At 59.1% G+C, this 20,682-nt stretch carries 21 protein-coding genes and 1 pseudogene; 12 read left to right on the forward strand and 10 right to left on the reverse strand.

Going from position 1 to position 20,682, the window contains the following annotated elements; genetic code table 11:
- Positions 1-97: 97 nt before the first annotated feature.
- Complete coding sequence (locus FHT84_RS01720; RefSeq protein ID WP_112344769.1) at positions 98-601, reverse strand: NUDIX domain-containing protein; 504 nt, start codon at positions 599-601, stop codon at positions 98-100.
- A gap of 131 nt (positions 602-732) precedes the next feature.
- On the opposite strand from FHT84_RS01720, the gene FHT84_RS01725 reads away from it, so the two are divergent.
- Positions 733-1,128 (forward strand): VOC family protein, encoded by a 396-nt coding sequence (locus FHT84_RS01725; protein WP_112345194.1) that lies wholly within the window; start codon positions 733-735, stop codon positions 1,126-1,128.
- Between the two features lie 55 nt (positions 1,129-1,183).
- On the opposite strand, the gene FHT84_RS01730 is transcribed toward FHT84_RS01725, so the two are convergent.
- On the reverse strand, positions 1,184-2,104 hold the full coding sequence (locus FHT84_RS01730) for an ornithine cyclodeaminase family protein (protein ID WP_112344770.1): 921 nt from the start codon (positions 2,102-2,104) through the stop codon (positions 1,184-1,186).
- Between FHT84_RS01730 and FHT84_RS01735 the strand changes: the two genes are divergently transcribed.
- Complete coding sequence (locus FHT84_RS01735; RefSeq protein WP_183761311.1) at positions 2,004-2,243, forward strand: hypothetical protein; 240 nt, start codon at positions 2,004-2,006, stop codon at positions 2,241-2,243. The genes FHT84_RS01730 and FHT84_RS01735 overlap by 101 nt on opposite strands.
- A gap of 33 nt (positions 2,244-2,276) precedes the next feature.
- On the opposite strand, the gene FHT84_RS01740 is transcribed toward FHT84_RS01735, so the two are convergent.
- From FHT84_RS01740 to FHT84_RS01755, 4 genes and pseudogenes are all read right to left on the reverse strand, one after another.
- Positions 2,277-2,834 carry a hypothetical protein gene (locus FHT84_RS01740; protein WP_145644292.1) on the reverse strand — a complete coding sequence of 186 codons (558 nt, stop codon included), beginning with the start codon at positions 2,832-2,834 and terminating at the stop codon, positions 2,277-2,279.
- 184 nt (positions 2,835-3,018) lie between these two features.
- Complete coding sequence (locus tag FHT84_RS01745; RefSeq protein ID WP_246698442.1) at positions 3,019-4,131, reverse strand: alpha/beta hydrolase; 1,113 nt, start codon at positions 4,129-4,131, stop codon at positions 3,019-3,021.
- Between the two features lie 366 nt (positions 4,132-4,497).
- Positions 4,498-4,824, reverse strand: a complete 327-nt coding sequence (locus FHT84_RS01750; protein ID WP_162737014.1) for a DUF2568 domain-containing protein — start codon at positions 4,822-4,824, stop codon at positions 4,498-4,500.
- Between the two features lie 369 nt (positions 4,825-5,193).
- Positions 5,194-5,443: pseudogene (locus FHT84_RS01755) on the reverse strand (helix-turn-helix domain-containing protein); the annotation flags it as partial.
- Between the two features lie 122 nt (positions 5,444-5,565).
- Here FHT84_RS01755 and FHT84_RS01760 point away from each other — a divergent pair.
- Genes FHT84_RS01760 through mnhG form a run of 6 tightly spaced genes read left to right on the forward strand, consistent with a single transcriptional unit; the run spans position 5,566 to position 11,587 of the window.
- Positions 5,566-8,487, forward strand: a complete 2,922-nt coding sequence (locus FHT84_RS01760) for a monovalent cation/H+ antiporter subunit A (protein WP_348628031.1) — start codon at positions 5,566-5,568, stop codon at positions 8,485-8,487.
- Positions 8,487-8,825: a Na+/H+ antiporter subunit C gene (locus FHT84_RS01765; protein WP_112344775.1), complete on the forward strand. Its 339-nt coding sequence runs from the start codon at positions 8,487-8,489 to the stop codon at positions 8,823-8,825. The genes FHT84_RS01760 and FHT84_RS01765 overlap by 1 nt, the downstream gene beginning before the upstream one ends.
- On the forward strand, positions 8,822-10,453 hold the full coding sequence (locus FHT84_RS01770) for a monovalent cation/H+ antiporter subunit D (RefSeq protein ID WP_112344776.1): 1,632 nt from the start codon (positions 8,822-8,824) through the stop codon (positions 10,451-10,453). The genes FHT84_RS01765 and FHT84_RS01770 overlap by 4 nt, the downstream gene beginning before the upstream one ends.
- Positions 10,453-10,929 carry a Na+/H+ antiporter subunit E gene (locus FHT84_RS01775; RefSeq protein ID WP_112344777.1) on the forward strand — a complete coding sequence of 159 codons (477 nt, stop codon included), beginning with the start codon at positions 10,453-10,455 and terminating at the stop codon, positions 10,927-10,929. The genes FHT84_RS01770 and FHT84_RS01775 overlap by 1 nt, the downstream gene beginning before the upstream one ends.
- Positions 10,926-11,207: a K+/H+ antiporter subunit F gene (locus FHT84_RS01780; protein ID WP_112344778.1), complete on the forward strand. Its 282-nt coding sequence runs from the start codon at positions 10,926-10,928 to the stop codon at positions 11,205-11,207. Before FHT84_RS01775 ends, FHT84_RS01780 begins: the two co-directional genes overlap by 4 nt.
- Entirely contained in the window at positions 11,204-11,587 is a 384-nt protein-coding gene (gene mnhG, locus FHT84_RS01785) for a monovalent cation/H(+) antiporter subunit G (RefSeq protein ID WP_112344779.1), read from the forward strand. The genes FHT84_RS01780 and mnhG overlap by 4 nt, the downstream gene beginning before the upstream one ends.
- Before the next feature lie 66 nt (positions 11,588-11,653).
- On the opposite strand, the gene FHT84_RS01790 is transcribed toward mnhG, so the two are convergent.
- Both FHT84_RS01790 and FHT84_RS01795 read right to left on the reverse strand, forming a co-directional pair.
- Positions 11,654-12,274, reverse strand: a complete 621-nt coding sequence (locus tag FHT84_RS01790; protein ID WP_348647334.1) for a GNAT family N-acetyltransferase — start codon at positions 12,272-12,274, stop codon at positions 11,654-11,656.
- 170 nt (positions 12,275-12,444) lie between these two features.
- Complete coding sequence (locus tag FHT84_RS01795; RefSeq protein ID WP_112344781.1) at positions 12,445-12,993, reverse strand: cupin domain-containing protein; 549 nt, start codon at positions 12,991-12,993, stop codon at positions 12,445-12,447.
- 144 nt (positions 12,994-13,137) lie between these two features.
- Between FHT84_RS01795 and FHT84_RS01800 the strand changes: the two genes are divergently transcribed.
- Positions 13,138-14,472 (forward strand): aspartate aminotransferase family protein, encoded by a 1,335-nt coding sequence (locus tag FHT84_RS01800; RefSeq protein ID WP_112345196.1) that lies wholly within the window; start codon positions 13,138-13,140, stop codon positions 14,470-14,472.
- A gap of 748 nt (positions 14,473-15,220) precedes the next feature.
- Complete coding sequence (locus tag FHT84_RS01805) at positions 15,221-15,799, forward strand: hypothetical protein (RefSeq protein WP_112344783.1); 579 nt, start codon at positions 15,221-15,223, stop codon at positions 15,797-15,799.
- A gap of 313 nt (positions 15,800-16,112) precedes the next feature.
- Here the strand turns inward: FHT84_RS01805 and FHT84_RS01810 are convergent, their stop codons facing one another.
- A complete protein-coding gene (locus FHT84_RS01810) occupies positions 16,113-17,051 on the reverse strand; it encodes a GlxA family transcriptional regulator (protein ID WP_112344784.1) in 939 nt (312 codons plus the stop codon).
- 208 nt (positions 17,052-17,259) lie between these two features.
- Between FHT84_RS01810 and FHT84_RS01815 the strand changes: the two genes are divergently transcribed.
- Both FHT84_RS01815 and FHT84_RS01820 read left to right on the forward strand, forming a co-directional pair.
- Complete coding sequence (locus tag FHT84_RS01815; protein WP_169643245.1) at positions 17,260-18,057, forward strand: SDR family oxidoreductase; 798 nt, start codon at positions 17,260-17,262, stop codon at positions 18,055-18,057.
- Between the two features lie 239 nt (positions 18,058-18,296).
- Entirely contained in the window at positions 18,297-19,361 is a 1,065-nt protein-coding gene (locus FHT84_RS01820; RefSeq protein WP_112344786.1) for a glycosyltransferase, read from the forward strand.
- Between the two features lie 33 nt (positions 19,362-19,394).
- On the opposite strand, the gene FHT84_RS01825 is transcribed toward FHT84_RS01820, so the two are convergent.
- Positions 19,395-20,660 (reverse strand): glycoside hydrolase family 5 protein, encoded by a 1,266-nt coding sequence (locus tag FHT84_RS01825; protein WP_112344787.1) that lies wholly within the window; start codon positions 20,658-20,660, stop codon positions 19,395-19,397.
- Positions 20,661-20,682 lie beyond the last annotated feature (22 nt).

A 20,682-nucleotide genomic window follows, 5' to 3' on the forward strand; every position in this document is an offset into this window, starting at 1 on the left:
GACCTGAAGATTTGAACCTATCGGAAGCCTGACAGAGATGTCTGCATGTTTATGCTGCCATTCCGCCGCCGTTGCAATCTTTGCCTATTGCTACCGGTCAAACAGCGTCCCGGCGCACGAAATGTCGGATGCCGGTCGGAGTAGTTTCGATCAGATCGCGCAAGGTCGGTGGCACCAGCTCGAATTGATCGAGACCGGCTCGTGTGGATGGTGCCCAGCGAAATTCAAGCTCGGCACTGCCGTCTTTCACCCGGTGCACGACGTCCGTTTCATGAAACGGAAGCGGTTGCGAGAGCTCTGCCTCGTAGTAAAAGCCGACTTCGTGAACGCGCCGGCCTGACAATTCGAAGAAGTTCTCGATGATGAAGCGCAAGGGGCCGACGGTGGCCGTACAGCCGATTTCCTCTTCGATTTCGCGGGCAAGCGTCTCGGCGCCCGCCTCGTGAAATTCCACCCGGCCGCCGGGTAAGGACCAGAACTTATCTGCGAGTGCGCGGTGAATGAGGATATGATCGTTCGAGCGGATCAAGGCGCCTGCGCGCAGTTGGAAGCGGGATTCCCCCGAATCCATGACGATCATGGTTCGCTGGGTTTCTGTCATGGATCGGCCTCCGGTTCCGGGTGGGATGGGATCAGTGGTCAGAATTATCGACATTTGCTCCGAAGTGTATTGAAATCGTTTGAAGATTGTTTCCTTCTCTATCGATCCTGTTCATCAAATCGGCCTGGACGATGCGTTTCGTAAATCCAATTCCTTTCGTCGGCGATATTGCTCGCTCGAAGACGTTCTACAGCGATCTGCTGGGCCTCAAGATCCTGAACGATTTCGGGAGTTTCGTGCTCTTTGAAAGCGGCTTTGCCATTCATGACGGAAAAGCGCTGGAGCAAACGGTCTGGAAGAAAGTCACGGAAACATCGGAGCCATATGGGCGCCGAAACATGCTTCTCTATTTCGAACACGACGATGTGGATGCGGCCTTTACCAAAATAGCCCTGCATGTCGATCTCATCCATCCGGTCGAGCAGCAGGAATGGGGACAGCGGGTATTCCGCTTTTATGATCCCGATGGTCATGCGGTGGAGATCGGTGAGCCGCAATCGGTCGAACAGGTCCCCGCGGCAGGCTGATAAGATCCTCGCGTTCGGGTAGGCCTTGGGACATGCCGTGCAGCGGCATGCATTCTCACAGCACGTCGAATATGGCTGACGCGACCGCTACCTCCGTTCCCGCCAGGCCAACCGAGCAAAAAAGTGTCGTATCGGAGGGCAGTGTTCGGCCTGGCACCTTGTTCGCAACGATGTCGGCAAGGTCCCGCATGCGGGTTTCGTGCGCCGATCCCGCAAGGAAAAAGGGCGAGGCGTAGGTTCGTGTCTGTTCGATGGAGTCCGTGACGATCACATGCGCGGCATCGGCTACGTCCAGTCCGAGCTCGTGTCCCCGCAATGTTTTCGGACCGACCGTATTGACGTGCGCTCCGGCCTTCAAATCCGCCGCGTGAAGCACAGGCACATTGCTGTCCGTTGCACAAAGTACGATATCGGCATCCGCCACGGTTTCGGCAATGCTGCCGGCGGGTTCTATCGCTATGTCCAATTCGCGTTGCATTTCCTCGGCGAAAGCCCTGCAGTTTTTCTCATCGCGGCTGAAGACGCGGACACTTTTTATGTTTCGAACGGCCGCAGCGGCAATCAATTGCATCCGGGCCTGAGCACTGCTGCCGATAACCCCAACGGTTTTGGCGTTTGGATCGCTGAGATGGCGTATGGCCACGCCCCCGATCGCTCCCGTTCTGATCTGGCCAAGCCGTTCGCCCAGGATGATCCCTTTAAGTTTTGCGTCATGCACGGACCAGACGGCAACGATCTGCGAATGTTCCGGTCCATTGAAGGTTTCATACACGCGGAAGCCGGCGAGCGGCTTTTCCCCGAGTATACCCCCGACCGTAAACACCAGGTCGCCACTGCCGGGAAATGAGACGTGATGCCGAGGAGGGCAAACGATATTGGCGGATGCTTTGGCGAGGAAGGCCGTTTCCAATGCGTCGAGAGCGATCGGCATGAGCGCGAAACTGTCCAAATCCTCATCTCTCAGTATTTTCAACATCACGAACCTCCGGCGTGACGACATGCTGCAACCTCAACGCAAGTTGAGGTCAAGCTCTATTTTCAGCTCGGCGCTGGTCCGGGCACATGTTGGCTGGGCAGGTATCGGCCTGGATGAATCGGTCGGTATTCCGCTTTAAAATCGCCTCTCCCATCGTAAGTGAAGGATACCGTCAATACACCATGTCGAATGATTGGCCCGCAGCAATATCTGCCAGTAGCCGCGTTACGGCGGGTGGACCGCCATGGGTCGCGATCCACCGGCTCACCCGACAGGCAGCTTTCGCATACAGATTGACCGACGCTGCGCTTTCAATCCACGCTCTCCTCGACGTCGGGAGCGTATCATCTGGTTCCACCAAGCAACGATCAGGCGACGATGCCGGCCTCAGGTAGCGGCCGTCATTCGAAACGAGTACCGCAATGCCCTCGTCGAACCATTGCGGCACATCACGTCGGAAGGTCTTGATCAGTCCGATCCGGGTATGAAGTTCGATATGTGACATCTCGTGTGATGCAATGGTGACGGTCGTTCCTTGGAGCGAGAGGAACAATGCGAAATCGAGAAGCGCCATACCCCGCGACCCTCCGCCGCCGATCTTGCGGTAGCAATTGTCGTCGCCGCAGACGAAGATTCTGGGATCACTATCGATTGTCCCGTAGAACTGGCGGAGCTGGTCGCGAGCCATGGCAATCGTCTTGAGCACGGCTGCCTGCTGCTGAGAAGCCATCCCATCCTCGACATAGACCTGACCCCGAGCCCTCTTGAAGCCCATGCAGTTCGGGCACACCACAGCAGCTATCGCCGGATATGCGGCCAAGAGGCCGGCGGCTGTCGTCGCAATCAGAAGGACTGCGAGTGTGGCTGCTTTGATCGATATAGATACCATGCTCCTTCCGGTCCCGTTCCGTCGTCTAAAGACTTCGAAGGAAGTCAATCATGGCTGTATTCACCTCCGGCGCGCGTTCCTGCTGGGTCCAGTGGCCGCAGCCCGGTAGCATGACCGCCGGCCGGAGCTTGGGAACCATTGCCGATTGCTTGGCAATGATCGGCTGAAACACCTCGACAATGATGTCGCGGTCGCCCGCGATATAGAGCGCTGGAACGGTTATCGTTGCTCGGCCAAAGGCGGCCATGAGTTCCCAGCTGCGATCGATGTTGCGCCACCAGTTCAAAGCGCCGCGGAATCCGCTTCGCGAGAAGGCCTCGACATAGAGATCGATGTCGGACTCCGCGAGCCAGGAAGGCAGCGAAACCGGATTGGTGAAGAGATCCCCACTCCGCGGCACCATCCCGGCGGTAAACCCTCCAGCGCCCGCCGGCGGCGGGCTATCGCCCGAGAGGGAGTAGAACATGGATCGGAACGTGTGGCGCAGATCGCGCCCGAGCGCCGCCTCCGCCTCGGGGGTCTGGAAGTAGAGCTGGTAAAACACCGCATCCTTGGTCTGCGGCATGAGCGTCGTCGGCGGTCCTGCGTCGCCAAAGCCCCGTGAGCGGAACGGCGGGCTGAGCGCGATGACTGCGCGGAAGCGATCGGGGCGCAAAAGCGCCGTTTGCCATGCTATCGCAGCGCCGATGTCGTGGCCGGCGATCACGGCTTGTTTGGCATCTAAGGCATCGACAAGCCCCAGCATGTCACCGATGTCATGGAGAATCGTATATTTCTCCATCGCTTCCGGACGATCGCTCCACCCATAGCCGCGCAAGTCGGGCGCCACTGCATGGAACCCCGCCTCCGCCAGCGCGCCGAGCTGATGGCGCCAGGAATACCAGCATTCGGGAAAGCCGTGGCAGAGAATGACGAGTGGACCCTCACCCTGTTCGGCCACATGCAACCGGATACCGTTCGCTTTGACCATGCGATGCCTGATCTCGGGCATTGCCGAATCTACCCAGGATGTCGGTTCAGAGTCAGCTCCGCCGAGTTCAGCGGCGGCGGTTTTTAACGGCTCTCCGAAAGCGGCGCCTATGGTAAGCGCGCGCCCTGCCAAGAGGACTTCACGTCGGGAAAATATCGCATCTCGCATTGTGTCGCTCTCTTCCGATCGTCGCATCCGGAACCTCGGTGGCTTTGAAGGCACCGAAATGCGGACCTAATTCCAGATTGCACACCGAGTGTATGGCCGCTTGCTGCGGTCGACTATTGGCGATAACGTCGATGGGCTATGAAGCAGAACTTCACAGTGAAGCAGCGGCCTGTCGCCGAGCATGGAGTCACTGGGTGACGCGCGGAATTGCTTTTGGCGCGGCTATGAGACAATCACGGGCCGACGAAAGTTCTGTATCGTGATACGACGAACATTGGTTCAAGATCTCGGCACTCTACCGACATCGTTCAGCTTTCTCATAGGCGGCCGATGCGGGAGGTGAGCGAGAAACCCACGACTTCGGGCTTATGGAAGCAGCGCCAGAGCGAACCGATCGGCGGCGGCCACGACGATCAGCGCGATCGCCAGCACCGGCAAACTGACATAATGCAGGATCAAGGCCGCGCCGACAAAGAACCCGGCCTCAAGCACCAGCCGTCCGGCGGGTCCGATTTCGTATTTCCGCTTCGGGGAGAGGAATGTGCCCCAGCCGATAGCGCCCGCCGCGCAGAACACTATACCCAACAGTGCTTTTACCACCAATGGCACTGCCAGATGCGCTGCTAATGCGGCAAGTGACGCAAGGATGCAAAGTTCCAGGGCAAACCTTATGCCAAGCGCGATCGCTCTCATTCTTCCCCCCATGCCGGTCAAACGATTGTTTGTGGTCTGCCGGATGGCAGAGGGTATCGTCGCATGCTCGATCCCGCAGGTCACTTTATAGCGGCACCTAAGTCCGGGGCAACCGACTTCCCATTCGTTCTCTGCCCCAAGCTTCGGCAAACTCGATCAATGGGCGCAGGCTCACCCTTCCTTCGTGGCGCGATATTCGACACACGGCGGAGTCTCGGCATGGACGGTGTGGCTTACCAGTCCTCCTTCAGGCCCCTGTAATGGGCACTATCGCGCCGTCTTTGGGGCGGCTGCCTGGTTCCGCTCGCCGGCGGCCGAAAGGATCTCGCACCTTTCGGCATGTGTCGGCGCGGGTACAGCCGCCGCAAGGGCCCTGGGACAGATGCCGATCTCGTGTCCTTCAATCCGAAAGAAGGCGATGCCTCCCGTCTCCAGTGCCAATCGCAGCTGTGCTTCCGTCGCCCGATGCAGGCTGTGACGATTGCCTTCATAATCGCGGATTGTGCTGCGCGACACGCCAGAGCGGTCCGCAAGGTCCATCTGCGTCCAATCGAGAAAGCCTCGGGCCGCCCGGCAGAGCGCTGGTGTCAAAATCATCGCCATCTTAACCTTGACGCAGGGTTCAAAGCTGCCCATATTGGGCAATATCTATCATATAGGACATAATCCACCGGATTTCCAGGGGTTTTGCTGCCGTAGCAGTCTGAGTTATCCGGCCAAGCGAGGGAATGACGTTTTGGGATAACTGGCGAGCCTGTTTTCATTCTGGCACTTTTGGCCCTGCCGTTTATCGGAAGTCTCCTTTCCGTCTGCCTGTTGCGCACTCAGTCGCGGCGCGGTCCGGCTGCGGTCGCCGGAGCGGTCACATTTCTGGCGCTGCTGATTTCCGCGAGCTTCTTTCCCGCCGTCAAGGATGGCGGCGTGGTGCGATACAGCATCGCGTGGCTGCCGCAGCTGGGGCTGGATTTCAGTCTCAGACTGGATGGTTTCGCCTGGCTCTTCTCGGTCGTCATTACGGCGATCGGCTTTCTCGTCATCGTCTATGCTCGCTACTACATGTCGGAAGAGGATCCGGTTCCTCGCTTCTTCTCCTTCCTGCTCGCCTTCATGGGGGCGATGCTCGGCATCGTGCTGTCGGGCAATGTCATTCTGCTCTCGATATTCTGGGAGCTGACCAGCATCTTTTCCTTCCTGCTGATCAGCTATTGGCACAATAGCGCCGCCGCCCGTGATGGCGCCCGCATGGCATTGACCATCACCGGGATCGGTGGGTTCTGCCTGCTGATCGGCCTGATCCTGATCGGCCATATCGTCGGCAGCTATGATGTGGATAAGATTCTGGCCTCGGGTGATGCCATCCGCAATCACCCGCTTTATTTGCCGGCGCTGGTGCTGATCCTGCTGGGAGCGCTGACGAAGAGCGCGCAATTCCCGTTCCATTTCTGGCTTCCGAATGCCATGGCGGCGCCGACGCCGGTCTCTGCCTATCTGCATTCCGCTACGCTGGTAAAGGCCGGCGTCTTTCTGCTGGCGCGCTTCTGGCCTGTTCTGGCCGGTACGAATGAATGGTTCTATATCGTCGGCGCTGCCGGCATCATCACGCTGCTGCTGGGCGCGTATTTTGCGATGTTCCAGCAGGACCTCAAGGGACTGCTCGCCTATTCAACGATCAGCCATCTCGGCCTCATCACCACCTTGCTCAGTCTCGGCAGCCCGCTTGCCACGGTTGCCGCCATCTTCCACATGCTGAACCACGCGACCTTCAAGGCATCGTTGTTCATGGCGGCCGGTATCATCGATCACGAAACGGGTACGCGCGATATGCGCCGTCTGAGCGGCCTGTTCCGCTATCTGCCGTTTACAGGATCGCTCGCGATCGTCGCGAGTGCCGCGATGGCCGGCGTGCCGCTGCTCAACGGTTTTCTGTCGAAGGAAATGTTTTTCGCCGAAGCGATCGAAACTCATGCCGATTCCATGCTCGATCGCATGCTTCCCTATGTGGCGACGCTTGCAAGCGCCTTCAGTGTCGCCTATTCACTGCGCTTCATTCAGACCGTCTTCTTCGGTCCGGCGCCGGCCGACCTGCCGATCGCCAAGCCGCATGAGCCGCCGCGCTCAATGCGCTTGCCGATCGAGCTTCTGGTCGTCGTTTGCCTTGTCGTCGGCATCGTTCCGGCGCTTTCGGTCGCGCCCTTCCTGCACGCGGCCGTCGTCAGCGTTCTGAATGCCGATACGCCGCAATACAGCCTCTCGCTTTGGCACGGCTTCAATCTGCCGCTGGTCATGAGCATCCTCGCCTTGGTCGGCGGAACCGCTTTCTACTTCGCCTTCAAGGATTATCTGTCGCGATGCGACGACGGTCCGCCCCTTTTCCGTCGCCTGAAGGGGCAGCGCATTTTCGAGCGCGTGCTGGTGGAGGTTTCCTGGCACTGGGCGAGAACGGCCGAAAAGCGGATCGGCACGCGCAAGCTGCAGCCGCAGCTTCGCTGGGTCGTTGTGACCGGCTTTACGGCCGGCCTGCTGCCGCTCTATTTGTCGGGTTTCGAGGCGAAGCATTTTGCCTTTTCAGGCGCCGATCCGGTCTTTGCCTTCATTTGGGCGATCGGCATCTGCCTTGCAATCGGCACCGCCTTCTTTGCCAAATACCACCGTCTTGTCGCGCTCGTGATGCTGGGCGGCGTCGGGCTGATCGTCTGCATGACCTTCATCTGGCTTTCCGCGCCGGATCTCGCCATTACCCAGCTTCTTGTCGAGATCGTCACGACGGTTCTCATCCTGCTCGGCTTGCGCTGGCTGCCGAAGCGGACGGAAGGGATCGACGATACGGTCGACCTGCGCGCTCGTTTCCGCCGGTTCCGCGATCTTGCGCTGGCCGTCATCTGCGGCGTCGGCATGACGTTCGTCTCCTACGCCGTCATGACCATGCCGGTGCCCGACGCCATCGCGAATTATTTCCTCGAAAATGCCTATTCGAAGGGTGGCGGCCGCAATGTGGTCAATGTGATCCTGGTCGATTTCCGCGGCTTCGATACTTTGGGCGAGATCGCCGTCCTCGGTGTCGTCGCCTTGACGGTCTACGCGCTGCTGCGTCGTTTCCGCCCGGCGCCCGACAGCATGCAGATGCCGGAGCAGCAGCAGATCCAGAACCGTTTCGACGAGGAAAGGCCGGAGCGTTCGGCCGGCGATACGGTGCGCGATTACCTGCTTGTGCCCTCCGTGATCATGCAGTGGATGTTCCCCTTCGTCATCGCCCTGTCCGTTTATATTTTCATGCGCGGACATGATGCGCCGGGCGGCGGCTTCTCGGCTGGCCTGACGCTCTCGATCGCCTTCCTGCTGCAATATCTGGCCGGCGGTACGCGTTGGGCCGAGGATCGCATCCGCATCCTGCCGCTGCGATGGATGGGGGCGGGGCTTCTGGTCGCAACTGCCACGGGCATCGGCGCCTGGTTCTTCGGCTATCCCTTCCTTACATCGCATTTCCAGTACCTGGATGTGCCGTTGATCGGCAAGGTGCCGGCTGCGAGCGCGCTTCTCTTCGATCTCGGCGTCTTCCTGCTGGTCGTCGGCTCCACGGTTTTGATCCTGGTGGCCCTTGCGCACCAGTCACTGCGCATCAACCGCCTGCGCGTGCTAGATGCCGATAAGGCAAAGGGGGATTGATGGAACTCATCTTGTCCATTGCGATCGGTGTGATGACGGCCTGCGGCGTCTGGCTGATCCTGCGTCCGCGCACCTATCAAATCATCATCGGACTGTCGCTGCTGTCCTATGCGGTCAATCTCTTCATCTTCGGCGTCGGCGGTGTGAAGACGAATGTGCCGCCGCTGCTCGGCGATGGCATGGCGACGGGTGCTCTGGCGGACCCGGTGCCGCAGGCTCTGGTGCTGACGGCGATCGTCATCGGCTTTGCAACCACGGCGCTGTTCCTCGTCGTGCTGCTCGCCTCGCGCGGCCTGACCGGTACAGACCATGTCGATGGAAGGAGCGATCGGAAATGACAGGCTGGTCGCACCATCTCATCATCGCGCCGATCCTCGTTCCGCTTATCGCGGGAGCGCTGCTCGTATTCATCGACGAGCGCTCGCGGACACTGAAGGCGCTCATCAGCTTGGCCGCCACCGTCCTGCTGGTCGGCATTGCGCTTACGCTCTTCCTTGCAGAAGGCGGGTCGCCCGGCCAGGAACGCGCCTATCTGCTTGGAAACTGGAGCGTGCCCTTCGGCATCGTGCTCGTGCTCGATGGGCTGTCGGCGCTGATGCTGCTGCTGACATCCATCGTCGCCGTTGCGGCGCTGATATTCTCGCTGGCGCGCTGGCACGCGGTCGGTGCGCATTTTCACACCATGTTCCAGCTGCTGCTGATGGGCGTCAACGGCGCATTCCTGACCGGCGATCTCTTCAATCTCTTCGTCTTCTTCGAGATCATGCTGGCGGCATCCTACGGCCTGCTGCTGCACGGTTCCGGGCCGCTCCGCGTCAAGGCCGGCATGCACTATATTGCCGTCAATCTCGCGGCCGCGCTGCTCTTCCTCATCGGCGTCAGCCTGATCTATGGCACGGCGGGAACGCTGAACATGGCGGATCTCGCGGTGCGCATCCCGGAGATGTCCGCCGATCGCCGCATGCTGATGCAGGCCGGCGCCGGCGTGCTCGGCATCGCATTCCTGATCAAGGCCGGCATGTGGCCGCTCTGCTTCTGGCTGCCGACGGCCTATAGCGCGGCTTCGGCGCCGGTCGCCGGCATCTTCGCCATTCTCAGCAAGCTTGGCATCTACGTCATCCTGCGGCTGACCATGCTTCTGTTCAGCGCCGGCCCGTCCGCCGGCTTCGGCGCGACCGTGCTTCTCTACGGCGGCATGGCAACGTTGATCTTCGGAACCGTCGGCGTGCTGGCGTCTCAGGCGCTCGGCCGGCTCGCCGGTTTTTCCGTGCTCGTCTCGTCCGGCACGCTGCTGATGGTGATCGGCATCAATGATGGTTCCATTTCGTCCGGCGCGCTGATGTATCTTGTCAGTTCGACGCTGACGATCAGCGCCTTCTTCATGCTGATCGAGCTCGTGGAGCGCGGGCAGGATGCGGGCGCCAGCGTTCTTGCCGTCACGATGGAAGCTTATGGCGATGCCGAGGAAACGGAGCCGACGGAAGGCGAAGGCGTCACCATGCCAGGCACCATGGCGATGCTCGGCATCTGCTTCGCCGCCTGCGGTATCCTGCTTGCCGGTCTGCCGCCGCTTTCCGGTTTCGTCGCCAAGTTTGCCATGCTCTCCGCCATGATGGGAACCGGCGCGATCGGCATTCCGCCGAGCGCCGCCGTCTGGACCTTGATCCTGCTCGTCATCCTTTCAGGCATTGCCGCGCTAATCGCGATGACGCGTGCCGGCATACGCACATTCTGGAGCTCGCTCGAGGGAACGGTTCCACGCGTGCTTGTCATCGAGATATTCCCGGTCATGGGCCTGCTCGCATTGACGCTGGCCTTGACCATCTGGGCCGGCCCCGTCATGCAGTACATGGATGCGACCATCCGCACCCTTAGCGATCCCAATATCTATGTCGATGCTGTCCGTAATGCGGTGGTTGCGCCGGCAACTATCGCAGCTCAAGCAAGCAAAGCGGGGGGCCTGTAATGCTGCCTTATCCGCTGTTGGCGCTGAGCTTGATCCTGATGTGGCTGCTGCTGAACGGTTTCACGCTTGGTCAACTCATACTCGGCATCATCGTTGCCGTTTTCGCCTCCTGGGGCATGGCATCGCTCAGGCCCGAAAAGCCGCGCTTGCGCAAGTGGTATCTGCTGCCCAAGCTCTTTTTCCGGGTTGTCTTCGACGTCGCAAAATCGAACCTGCAAGTCGCCTGGATCATTTTGAAAGGTCGATCGCGCAAGACAAATCCGGGTTTCGTTGTCCTGGAACTTCGGGTGCGCGATCAGATCGCGCTTGCGCTGCTGGCGGTTATCCTCACGAGCACGCCGGGCTCGGCGTGGCTCGAATATGACTCCAATGACAATACCGTGCTGCTGCATGTTCTTGATCTCGAAAATGAAGCGCAATGGCGCGACATGGTCGCCAATCGATACGAAGCCTTGCTGATGGAGATATTCGCATGAGCGCCATGATCATCCAGATATCCGTCGCGGCTGCACAGCTGATGATCGTGGTGGCAATGGCGATTGCTTCCATTCGCATGTTTCGTGGACCGCGCGCGCAGGATCGCATCATCGCGCTCGATACGCTTTATGTGAACGCCATGCTGCTGCTTCTGACCTTCGGCATCGGCACGGGGCGTGTCGTCTATTTCGAAGCGGCACTCGTCATCGGCATGCTCGGCTTTGTCGCAACCGTTGCTCTAGCGAAATTCCTGATGCGCGGGGAGGTGATCGAATGAGTCCGCAGTTTGAAAACTTGCCCCTATGGGCTGCGATCCCTGTCGGTGGACTGCTTCTCATCGGCGCCTTCCTCACCCTGGTTGGTGCGATCGGCTTCCTGAGGCTTGGCACCTTCTACGAGCGCATTCATGCGCCGACATTGGGAACGAGCGGCGGCATTGGCGCAATCATGATCGCCTCGATGATCTTCTTTTCGATTTCGACATGGTCGCTGGTCATCCATGAGCTGCTGATCGGCATTTTCGTAACGGTGACGACGCCCGTCACCTTTATGCTGCTTGCGCGCGCGGCCTTGCATCGCGATCGTGCCGAGCAAAACAGCAATGCTCCGCCCAAGCAATCGCCTGCAGGAACGTCGTCCGAAGGACGCTCTTCGTAGTCATCTGACTCTTTTCGCCATGTATTGGGGCAAAGGTTGGCTTCGTTGCGCCTAGGACAATCAGCGTTAAGGTCCGAGAGGCAAGTCTCCCTTTTCAAGCATATAGCAGCATTGGATGATGGTTTCGCGGCGCGAGCGCGAGAAAAGCTCTCTGCTGCCGATCTGTGTGAAGCCGAGTTTGGTCAGCACGCGTCCCGATGCGGGATTGTCGGATGCATGACCGGATTCGAGCCCGGTCAGGCCGACTTCGTGGAAGACGAAACCGAACAGCGCTTGTGCGGCCTCGAAGGCGTAGCCCTTGCCCCAGGCGGCTTTCTCCAACCAGTAGCCCAGGCTGCCCTCGGCGCCGCTGATGCCATCGACATCGACGACACCGATCATTCTTCCCGCCTGCTCGATGGCGAAGCGGTAAGCCGTGCCATCGGCCCATTCCTGCTCGTGGCTGGAAAACCAGCTTTGGATATCTTGCCGGCCTGGCGGATAGGTGGCGTTGCTCAGCATGCGCGTCACATTCCAGTCGCTCTGAATTTCGCACGCGCGTTCGGCGTCACCCGCAGATGTGGGGCGAAGCAGGAGACGGGCAGTTTGAATGAATGAGCGGGGGATCGATCTTGCGGTCATCATACATGCCTTGCTGTCTGGGAGACTATCGATGCATCTATATCGCGCGATTCCATTTAGCTGCATATTCTTGAGTGACAGCCCATATATTGCCGCAATGCGTGCGCAAAAGCGCCGCCTCTTGCAGGCACGGCCTGCAGGACAGCGGGACCGGCCGTGAAAGCGTTCCGTTTACGAGGGGCGAACCCCCTTTTGCGGTCCGGTCCTATCTTCCAGGTGATTGTCAGCCGCTGCATCTAAAAACTCGGAGGAGTGCAGGCGCTGATGACCTCGCAGGGAACCGGGCCAACGCAGCGGAAGCGATGCGGCCGGCGGCTTTCGAAGTAATAGGCGTCGCCCGGGCCTAGAATACGTCGTTCATCATCAACGGTTACCTCCAGGCGGCCGGTGAGCACGATGCCGCCTTCCTCTCCTTCATGAACCAGCGGCACCTTGCCGGTATCGGCGCCCGGTTGATAGCGCTCCTTCAGGATCTGAAGGCTGCGCCCGAAGAGGTTTTCACCGACCTGGCGGTAGGAAATCGGGCCTTTGCCGATCTCCACCAATTCCTCGGCTGCATAAAAGGCCTTCTTCGGCGCTTCGGGTTCGAAGGCGAAGAATTCCGCAAGCCCGATCGGGATGCCGTCGAGAATGCGCTTCAGGGCCCCGACGGATGGATTGGCCGAATTGGATTCGATCAAAGAGATTGTCGAATTGGTCACGCCGGCGCGCTTGGCGAGCTCGCGCTGGGAGAGGTTGCGCGCCAGGCGCAGATGACGCAGGCGATTGCCGATATCGACAGACATCGTGGCTCCGGGGTTTCGGATGTTCGAAATATCGAAAACATTCCATGTCGATGAAACAAAATCAATAATTTAAAGGCGGATAGAAAAGGACTTGTTCGGAGCTGGAAAATCGCTGATGTCAAGGACAGCGCAATGGAGGCGAAAATGGACAAGATCACTCATCCCAATACCCCTGTTCTCGACAATTTCTGGATGCCGTTTACGGCAAACCGGCAGTTCAAGGCAGCGCCCCGGCTGCTCGCAGCCGCTGATGGCATGTATTACACCGATGTCGATGGCAACAAGGTGCTTGATGGGACGGCAGGCCTCTGGTGCGTCAACGCCGGCCACGGCCGCAGAAAGATCGCGCAGGCGGTCGAGCGCCAGCTTTCCACCATGGACTACGCGCCGACTTTCCAGATGGGCCATCCGATCGCCTTCGATTTCGCCGCGAAGCTCGCCGCGCACGCACCGGGCGGCCCTGAGGCCGGCCTTGATCGCGTGTTCTTCACCGGCTCGGGTTCTGAATCCGTCGACACTGCGCTCAAGATCGCCATCGCCTATCAGCGCGCGATTGGGCAGGGCACGCGCACGCGCATCATCGGTCGGGAAAAGGGTTATCACGGCGTGGGCTTCGGCGGCATCTCTGTCGGCGGCCTTGTCAATAACCGCCGTGTCTTCCCGCAGATCCCCGCCGATCACATGCGCCACACGCTGGACATCGAACGCAACGCCTTCAGCAAGGGTCTTCCGGCCCATGGTATCGAGCTTGCCGAGGATCTGGAGCGGCTGGTCGCGCTGCATGGCGCTGAAACAATCGCGGCCGTCATCGTCGAGCCGATGTCCGGCTCCGCCGGCGTCGTCTTGCCGCCGAAAGGCTATCTGGAGCGCCTACGCGCCATCGCCGACAAATATGGTATCCTGTTGATCTTTGATGAAGTGATCACCGGCTTCGGCCGCTTGGGCACGCCGTTTGCGACGGAATATTTCGGTGTCGTTCCCGATCTCGTCACGACTGCGAAAGGCATCACCAACGGCACGATTCCGATGGGTGCCGTCTTTGCCAGCCGCAAGATCTATGATGGCCTCATGACCGGTCCGGAAAACCAGATCGAGCTCTTCCACGGCTATACTTATTCGGGGCATCCGGTTGCCTGTGCCGCCGGTCTTGCGGCCATGGAAATCTACGAGGAGGAAGGTCTGCTGACGCGCGCGAGCGAGCTCGCGGGCGAATGGCAGAGTGCGCTGCATTCGCTGAAAGGCCTTCCGCATGTCGTCGATATCCGCAATCTCGGCCTCGTCGGCGCCATCGAACTTGCGCCGCGCGATGGTGCTCCCGGCACGCGCGCCTATGACGTCTTCGTCGATTGCTTCCAGAAGGGCCTGCTGATCCGTGTAACAGGCGATATCATCGCGCTCTCTCCGCCACTGATCATCGAACGCGAACAGATCGAGACGATCGTCTCCATGCTTGGTGACGCGCTGAAGCGGGTGGCCTGATAATTCACGATCCCTGGCCGGTACCATCTGCACCGGCCAGGGATCATCGGGCCGTTCGTGCAAGCGTCGGTGTGGCACGGGGATGCCGCATGACAGGTTACCGGCTGCCGGCGTCGTCAGCGCCACGGCCATCCTGTTCGAGGATGTGGGCACAAGGCTATGGAAACCTCGATCACCGCGGTGCAATAACGTTTGTTTTCGAACCCAGCGATCAAATGCCGAGGGCGATACAAAGAGGAATGGAAGCGGGTTGTATAAGGCGCCGGGCCGGGGAGGAATATGGGTGAGGAGCGAGCGTACCTATCCGCGCTTCCGGTGTCGTTTTGGCGAAGCGATATCAGTTTGCCGGACAACAAAGCAGTGATGAAAGCCGAAAGCCTGTATCACTTGCCCACAGATACTTGCGCCGATTTCCGGCAACGCCATAGAGTATTTCCAACGGGTATGCGATCGCAGTACCGGCTCGTTGAGCTTAAAATCATCGTCTCGAATGGCTGGATCATGCCGCTCCACAGATGATGCGGCTGCTCTCACGATGGGTAAAGCCACAAGGTTTGTGATTCCTGGTGTCCAAAGAGCGGCAAATAACGCAACCGCGGGGTCCAATTATCGATAATAATAACGGATGATGTTGCCATTATACATCTATCCTTTACATTTGTGCGGGCATCCATGTGGAGGAGCTCCGTCATCGCTTCACAAGCAACGGCGGCTTGGCAAGGAACGCTAACTAGAAGAGAGCAGACTAATGGCAAACTTTCTCGATAAATGGTCTTCGAAGAAGGCTGACAAGCCGAAGGCTGGCGCACGGAATGTTGTCGATACATTTCGTGCACGAGTAGCGGAACAGAAAGCATATCTGGAGGAGTATGAGCGCGATAGCTCCGGCTTCAAGAAGTGGCGCTCCACTTGGTTCCAGCGCGTGCCCGGCGGTTTCGGCGTGACGGTCGGTCGTGACTCCATCAATGCCGGTCACGGACTAAGCTATGTCGTCGTTGAATCGGTCAAGGACGTCTCCGAGTTCCTCGACGATCTTGCTTATCATGCGGAAAATGATGTCGGCTTTCAGCAGGCACTTGAAAAGAACCGCCAGCGCCGCGTTGCACTTCTGAATGCTGCAAAGACGGGCGACAAGGCAGTTGCTTCCAAGGGCAAGGCAAAGGCCAAGCCTGCAGCGGCTAAGCCGGCTGCCAAGCCAGCCACAAGCAAGTCCGCACCGAAGACCACTCGGGCAAAGGCTGCTCCCGCAGCTGCCGCGCCGGCCGTTGCGGAAACGGCAAAGCCGAAGCGCGCTCGCAAGGCAAAGGCCGCGAGCGCCGCTGAATAAGATGACGAAGCCCGCTTCGAGCGGGCTTTGATCCTGCAGCTATCGATTGGCTTTGAAGCTTCCTGTTCGATCCACGGTCAAACAGGAAGCTTCGAAGTGTTGAGACCACCGCGGAACCTCGCATCATTCCGTATGCAAGGAGCAGCAAGACGAATTCAAAGCGGCCGATGTGACCGCCGTGATATGTCTTGATGTCCAAAACCTAGCGATATCGCCGAACAACGACTGTGGCTGCATAATCGAAGGTGCAATCGCGGCGCATTGCCAGTGCTTTCGATGTTGTTCAACCGCTCTATAAGAGCTTTGTCTTTGCTCACCCGATTGCGCGGACATTACGGCGGATCGTTTGCGGCGGCTGGCCGAGTACGCGCAAGAAGGCGCGGCGCATGCGCTCGCGATCCGCAAAGCCCACTTCTATGGCGATTTCGTCCATCGAATGACCGCCTTCTTCGATCATCAACCGCGCCGCCTCTACCCGCATGTTCTCGATCGCCTTGGCGGGTGACTGGCCGGTTTCGCTGCGAAAAACGCGGTTGAATTGGCGGGGACTGAGCCTTGCCGCCTCCGCCAGCTCCTCGACGGACACGATCTTGCGCAGATTTCGTCCTGCGAAGTCGAGCGCGCGTTGAACACGATCCGATTTCGGCTCGAGTTCCAGGAGGGCCGAAAATTGCGACTGTCCGCCGGCGCGGCGGTGATAGACCACGAGCTTCCGGGCAACCTCCCGGGCCAGTTCCTCGCCGTGATCCTTTTCGATCATCGCAAGGGCGAGATCGATGGTGGCCGTCATGCCAGCAGAGGTCCAGATCGACCCATCGATGATGAAGATCTTGTCTTCATCGACCTTCAGGGCAGGGAACCGATCTCGCAGCTCCCGAGCAAAAACCCAATGCGTCGTCGCACGGCGGCCATCGAGCAGACCGCTCTCGGCCAAGGCAAAGGCGCCTGTGCAAGGAGCGGCGACGCGTCGGCAGGACTTTGCCGACCGACGGATATAATCGAGGATAGCCGGAGACATGGCCGAGACCTGCGTGGCGGCGCCGATGAAAAGAGAATCGAACGACGTGTCGCCAAAGGCTTCCGTTTCGACGCTGAACCCCGCGGATGAGCGCACAAGCCCTCCGCCCTCTGAAAGCAGCGTCACGCGATAGAGCTCTCTTTCCCTCGCCAGATTTGCGACCTCGAAGGCGGTCACTGCGGTGAAACCCATGACCTGGAAGCCAGGAAAGAGGAGAAATCCAATGGAATGCATGGCGGCGCTCGCAGCTGGAAACGGTACCTGAGGCGCTTCTCGGACGGCACGCCGTGCCGGATGCCTCGATCTGCTCTCGGAACTTGATCGCATATGCGCGCTCGCATGTCCGAAAACGTAGTGAATATGACATTTGGGACGCAAGCTTTCAAGACTATTGTTCCTTCATGCGGATTGAACCTCCCACCGCAGGAAAAGGACAGAAACGATGACAAATTCATCCCTAGGAAAAGCATTGGTAACAGGTGCATCGTCGGGCATCGGCGCGGTTTATGCGCATCGTCTTGCCAGACGCGGCTTCGACCTCATTCTGGTCGCGCGCAATGAAGAACGGCTTTCGGCAATCGCCGCTCAGCTTCGCGAGGAGACGGGCCGCAAGGTCGAGGTCATTGCCGCGGACCTGGGCTCGCAGAAGGATCTCAGCCGTGTCGAGCATGTGTTGAAGACGGATGATGCGATCACGCTTCTCGTCAACAATGCCGGTTTCGGCGGGGCAGGATCCTTGCTGGAGTCGGACGTCGAAAGAATGCAGCAGATGATCGATCTCAACGTCACGGCGCTGATGCGGCTCACCTATGCCGCCGCGCCGGGGTTCGTTCAGCGTGGTGGTGGCGCCATCATCAACATCGCGTCAATCGTTGCGATCGCGCCGGAGCTGCTGAACGGCGTCTATGGCGGTACGAAGGCTTTCGTTCTGGCGTTCAGCCAATCGCTGAAGCATGAGCTGGCGGATAAGAATGTTCGCATCCAGGCGGTTCTGCCCGGTGCGACCGCTACGGAATTCTGGGCTGTCGCCGGTGTTCCCGTCGAGCATCTGCCGTCCGAGATCGTAATGTCGACCGAGGACATGGTCGACGCCGCGCTGGCCGGTTTTGATCAGGGAGAGCTGGCGACGATTCCCGCTCTCGAAAGCGTCGAACTGCAGAACGCCTATGAGGATGCGCGGCAGGCTCTGAAACCCAATTTGTCACGCTCCAGCGCCGCACCGCGCTACAAGGTGAAATAGTAAGATTATCGAAATGATGCCATGGCCGGCATCAAATCGCGGGTGCCGGTCATTCAAAAGCCACAAAACTAAAGAGGCTCAGGAATGCAGGGCGGATCGACGCGATCCTGACAGCCTCTGCTTGAGCTATTCGTTGACGCCACTCGTGCGCCATGCCCATCCCGCTGCCAGCGGGTTCAATCACAGGACCTGATGAGAAGGTTCGCCACGACCAAAGCAGATCTGCGAGGTTCAATGCGATGTATTCCATCCACGACCGCATTCCCGTTTCCATCGTTATCGCCAACTATAATTACGCTCATTATTTGAGGCGCGCCATCGATAGCGCATTGGAACAGGACTACGACAATGCCGAAGTCATCGTCGTCGATGACGCATCGACGGATGCGACAACCGATGTCATCGCCTCTTATGACTCACGGATTAAGACCTGCCTCAGAGAGGTGAATGGCGGACATGCCGCAGCATTCAACACAGGCTTCGCATCCAGTCGCGGCAAGATCGTGCTGTTTCTCGATGCGGATGATTATCTTTATCCGAATGCGGTGTCGGAGGTGGTCGAAGCCTGGGAAGAGAAGACTGCCCAGATGCAGTTCAGGCTGCATATCGTTGATGAGTACATGCAGGTGAAGGACGTGTTTCCACCTGCGGAACTACCTTTCGATTCCGGTGACGTCACTCCGGAGCTTTTGCGAAAGGGGCGCTATCAGACGACCGTCACGAGCGGCCTGGCGTTCAGCCGCTCGGTTCTCGACAGGGTGATGCCCGTTCCGGAACGGGAATTTCGACAGGGCGCCGACGGATATCTGGCGACGGTTGCTCCCCTGCATGGCGAGGTGACATCCATCGATGATTGTCTGGGTGCCTATCGTATCCACGGCGCCAATCATTCCGTCTTTGCAGAAAGGCTCGGCCGGCGTGCGCGCTGGCGCATACAGCATGATTTTCGCCGGCTGGAGGCTTTGTCGGATCAGGCGGCGGAGATCGGCCTGGAAGTACCTCAAGATGCCGGTCTGCGCGATCCTGTGCATTTGGAGGAGCGTCTTGCATCGCTTTGTATCGACAGGGAACGACATCCTGTCGCCGAGGATTCCCGGCTCTCTCTCGGCGCCGCCGGAGCGGTCGCCAGCCTGAAGATGAATGCGTCCAGACGGCGCCGTGCGATGCTGGCCGCCTGGTTTCTGTCGGTCGGCATCCTTCCTCGCCATATGGCAAAAGCAATTCTTTCATGGAAACTCGTTGCCTCATCGAGGCCTCGGTTCCTCTTGCGCCTGTCGAAAACGATCCGGCACGCGGTGGGGTAGGGCGAATTCACCAGTGCGAATGACCGGACGGCCCTAGTCGGGCATGTCTGGTTTGCGCGAAGCTCCCATCAATGCGTCGATCACGCCCTGATGGTGGATGTTCCGGTCGAAACGGCTGTCGTTTGCCAGTTGCATCAATCCCGCGAAGGCATGCTTGGCCGAAGGTTTTTTGCCCTCTCCGCGAAGATGGGCGACCAGGCGGCGGTAGTCTGCATTCGCCTTGATTTCGAGCGGGTTGCCCGCACCGATTTTCTTCAGGGGCCACCATGACCAGCCGATGCCGTTTTTCTCCTGCAGCGCCACGGCGCGGGCATACCAGTCATTGTTGTTTTCGCCGGATTCGCCGTTCCAGAGCGGCATGTCATATTGCTCGCGCAGTTTCAGGAACGGTTCGATCGATTCCCGCGTCGTCGGCGTCCAGTATTTGTGAAAGCTGAGCGCCGTGTTGCGATCCTCGATCGGCAGCACGCCGGCATAATTATTGCCCCAGCAATTGCCCTCGATCACAAGCATATGGTTGGTATCGATCGCGCGGATCGCACGAATGGTGCGTATGTAGATGTCGCGCAGCGGCCGGTTTTCGGTTTCGCGGCAGCCGCCCTTGTCTTTCTTGTCCTGAAAGCCCCAATTCGGTTCGTTAAGCAGGTCATAACCCGCGATCGTCGATTCGTCCTTGTAGCGACGGGCGATCTCGCTCCAGAGCGCGATCATCATTGCCTGGTTCTCATCGCTGTGCCAGAGCGACGGCTTGTTCGGATTGCGATCGGAAATGGCGATGTCGTGACCCTGGCCGCCAGGTGCCGCATGCAGGTCGAGTATCAAGTACATGTCATGGGCTTTCAGCCAGCCGATCAGCGCATCAACCCGGCGAAAGCCCTCCTCGTTCCAGACAATGTTCTTGGACGTTTTCTTGCCGTGCCTATCCTTGATGAACAGGTTCCAATGCATCGGCAGGCGCACGCTGTTGAAGCCCCATTTGGCCATTGCGTCGATATCGGCTTTCGTCACGGCATTATCGAGCCAGGACCGATAGAATTGTTCAGTCCTTTTCTCGCCGATGATTTCGGAAATGCGGCGGCGAATGATGTGCTGCGCCTTCAGATTGGAAGGGCCCATCATGTAGCCTTCCTGCACCATCCATCCTCCAAGGCCGAGGCCACGCAGGATGAGCCGATGGCCTTTGCCATCAACGATTTGCTGATGATCGGCGCGGACGAATCCCTCCGCATGCGCCGGCGGCGCATATGAGCCCAGGCAGATAATGAACAGGCTGGAGAGCAGCAGCAGAAAATGCCTCATGAACCTCAACTCGCCCGAAAAC

Source organism: Rhizobium sp. BK289 (genome assembly GCF_014193575.1).
Classification (GTDB): Bacteria; Pseudomonadota; Alphaproteobacteria; order Rhizobiales; family Rhizobiaceae; genus Rhizobium; species Rhizobium tropici_C.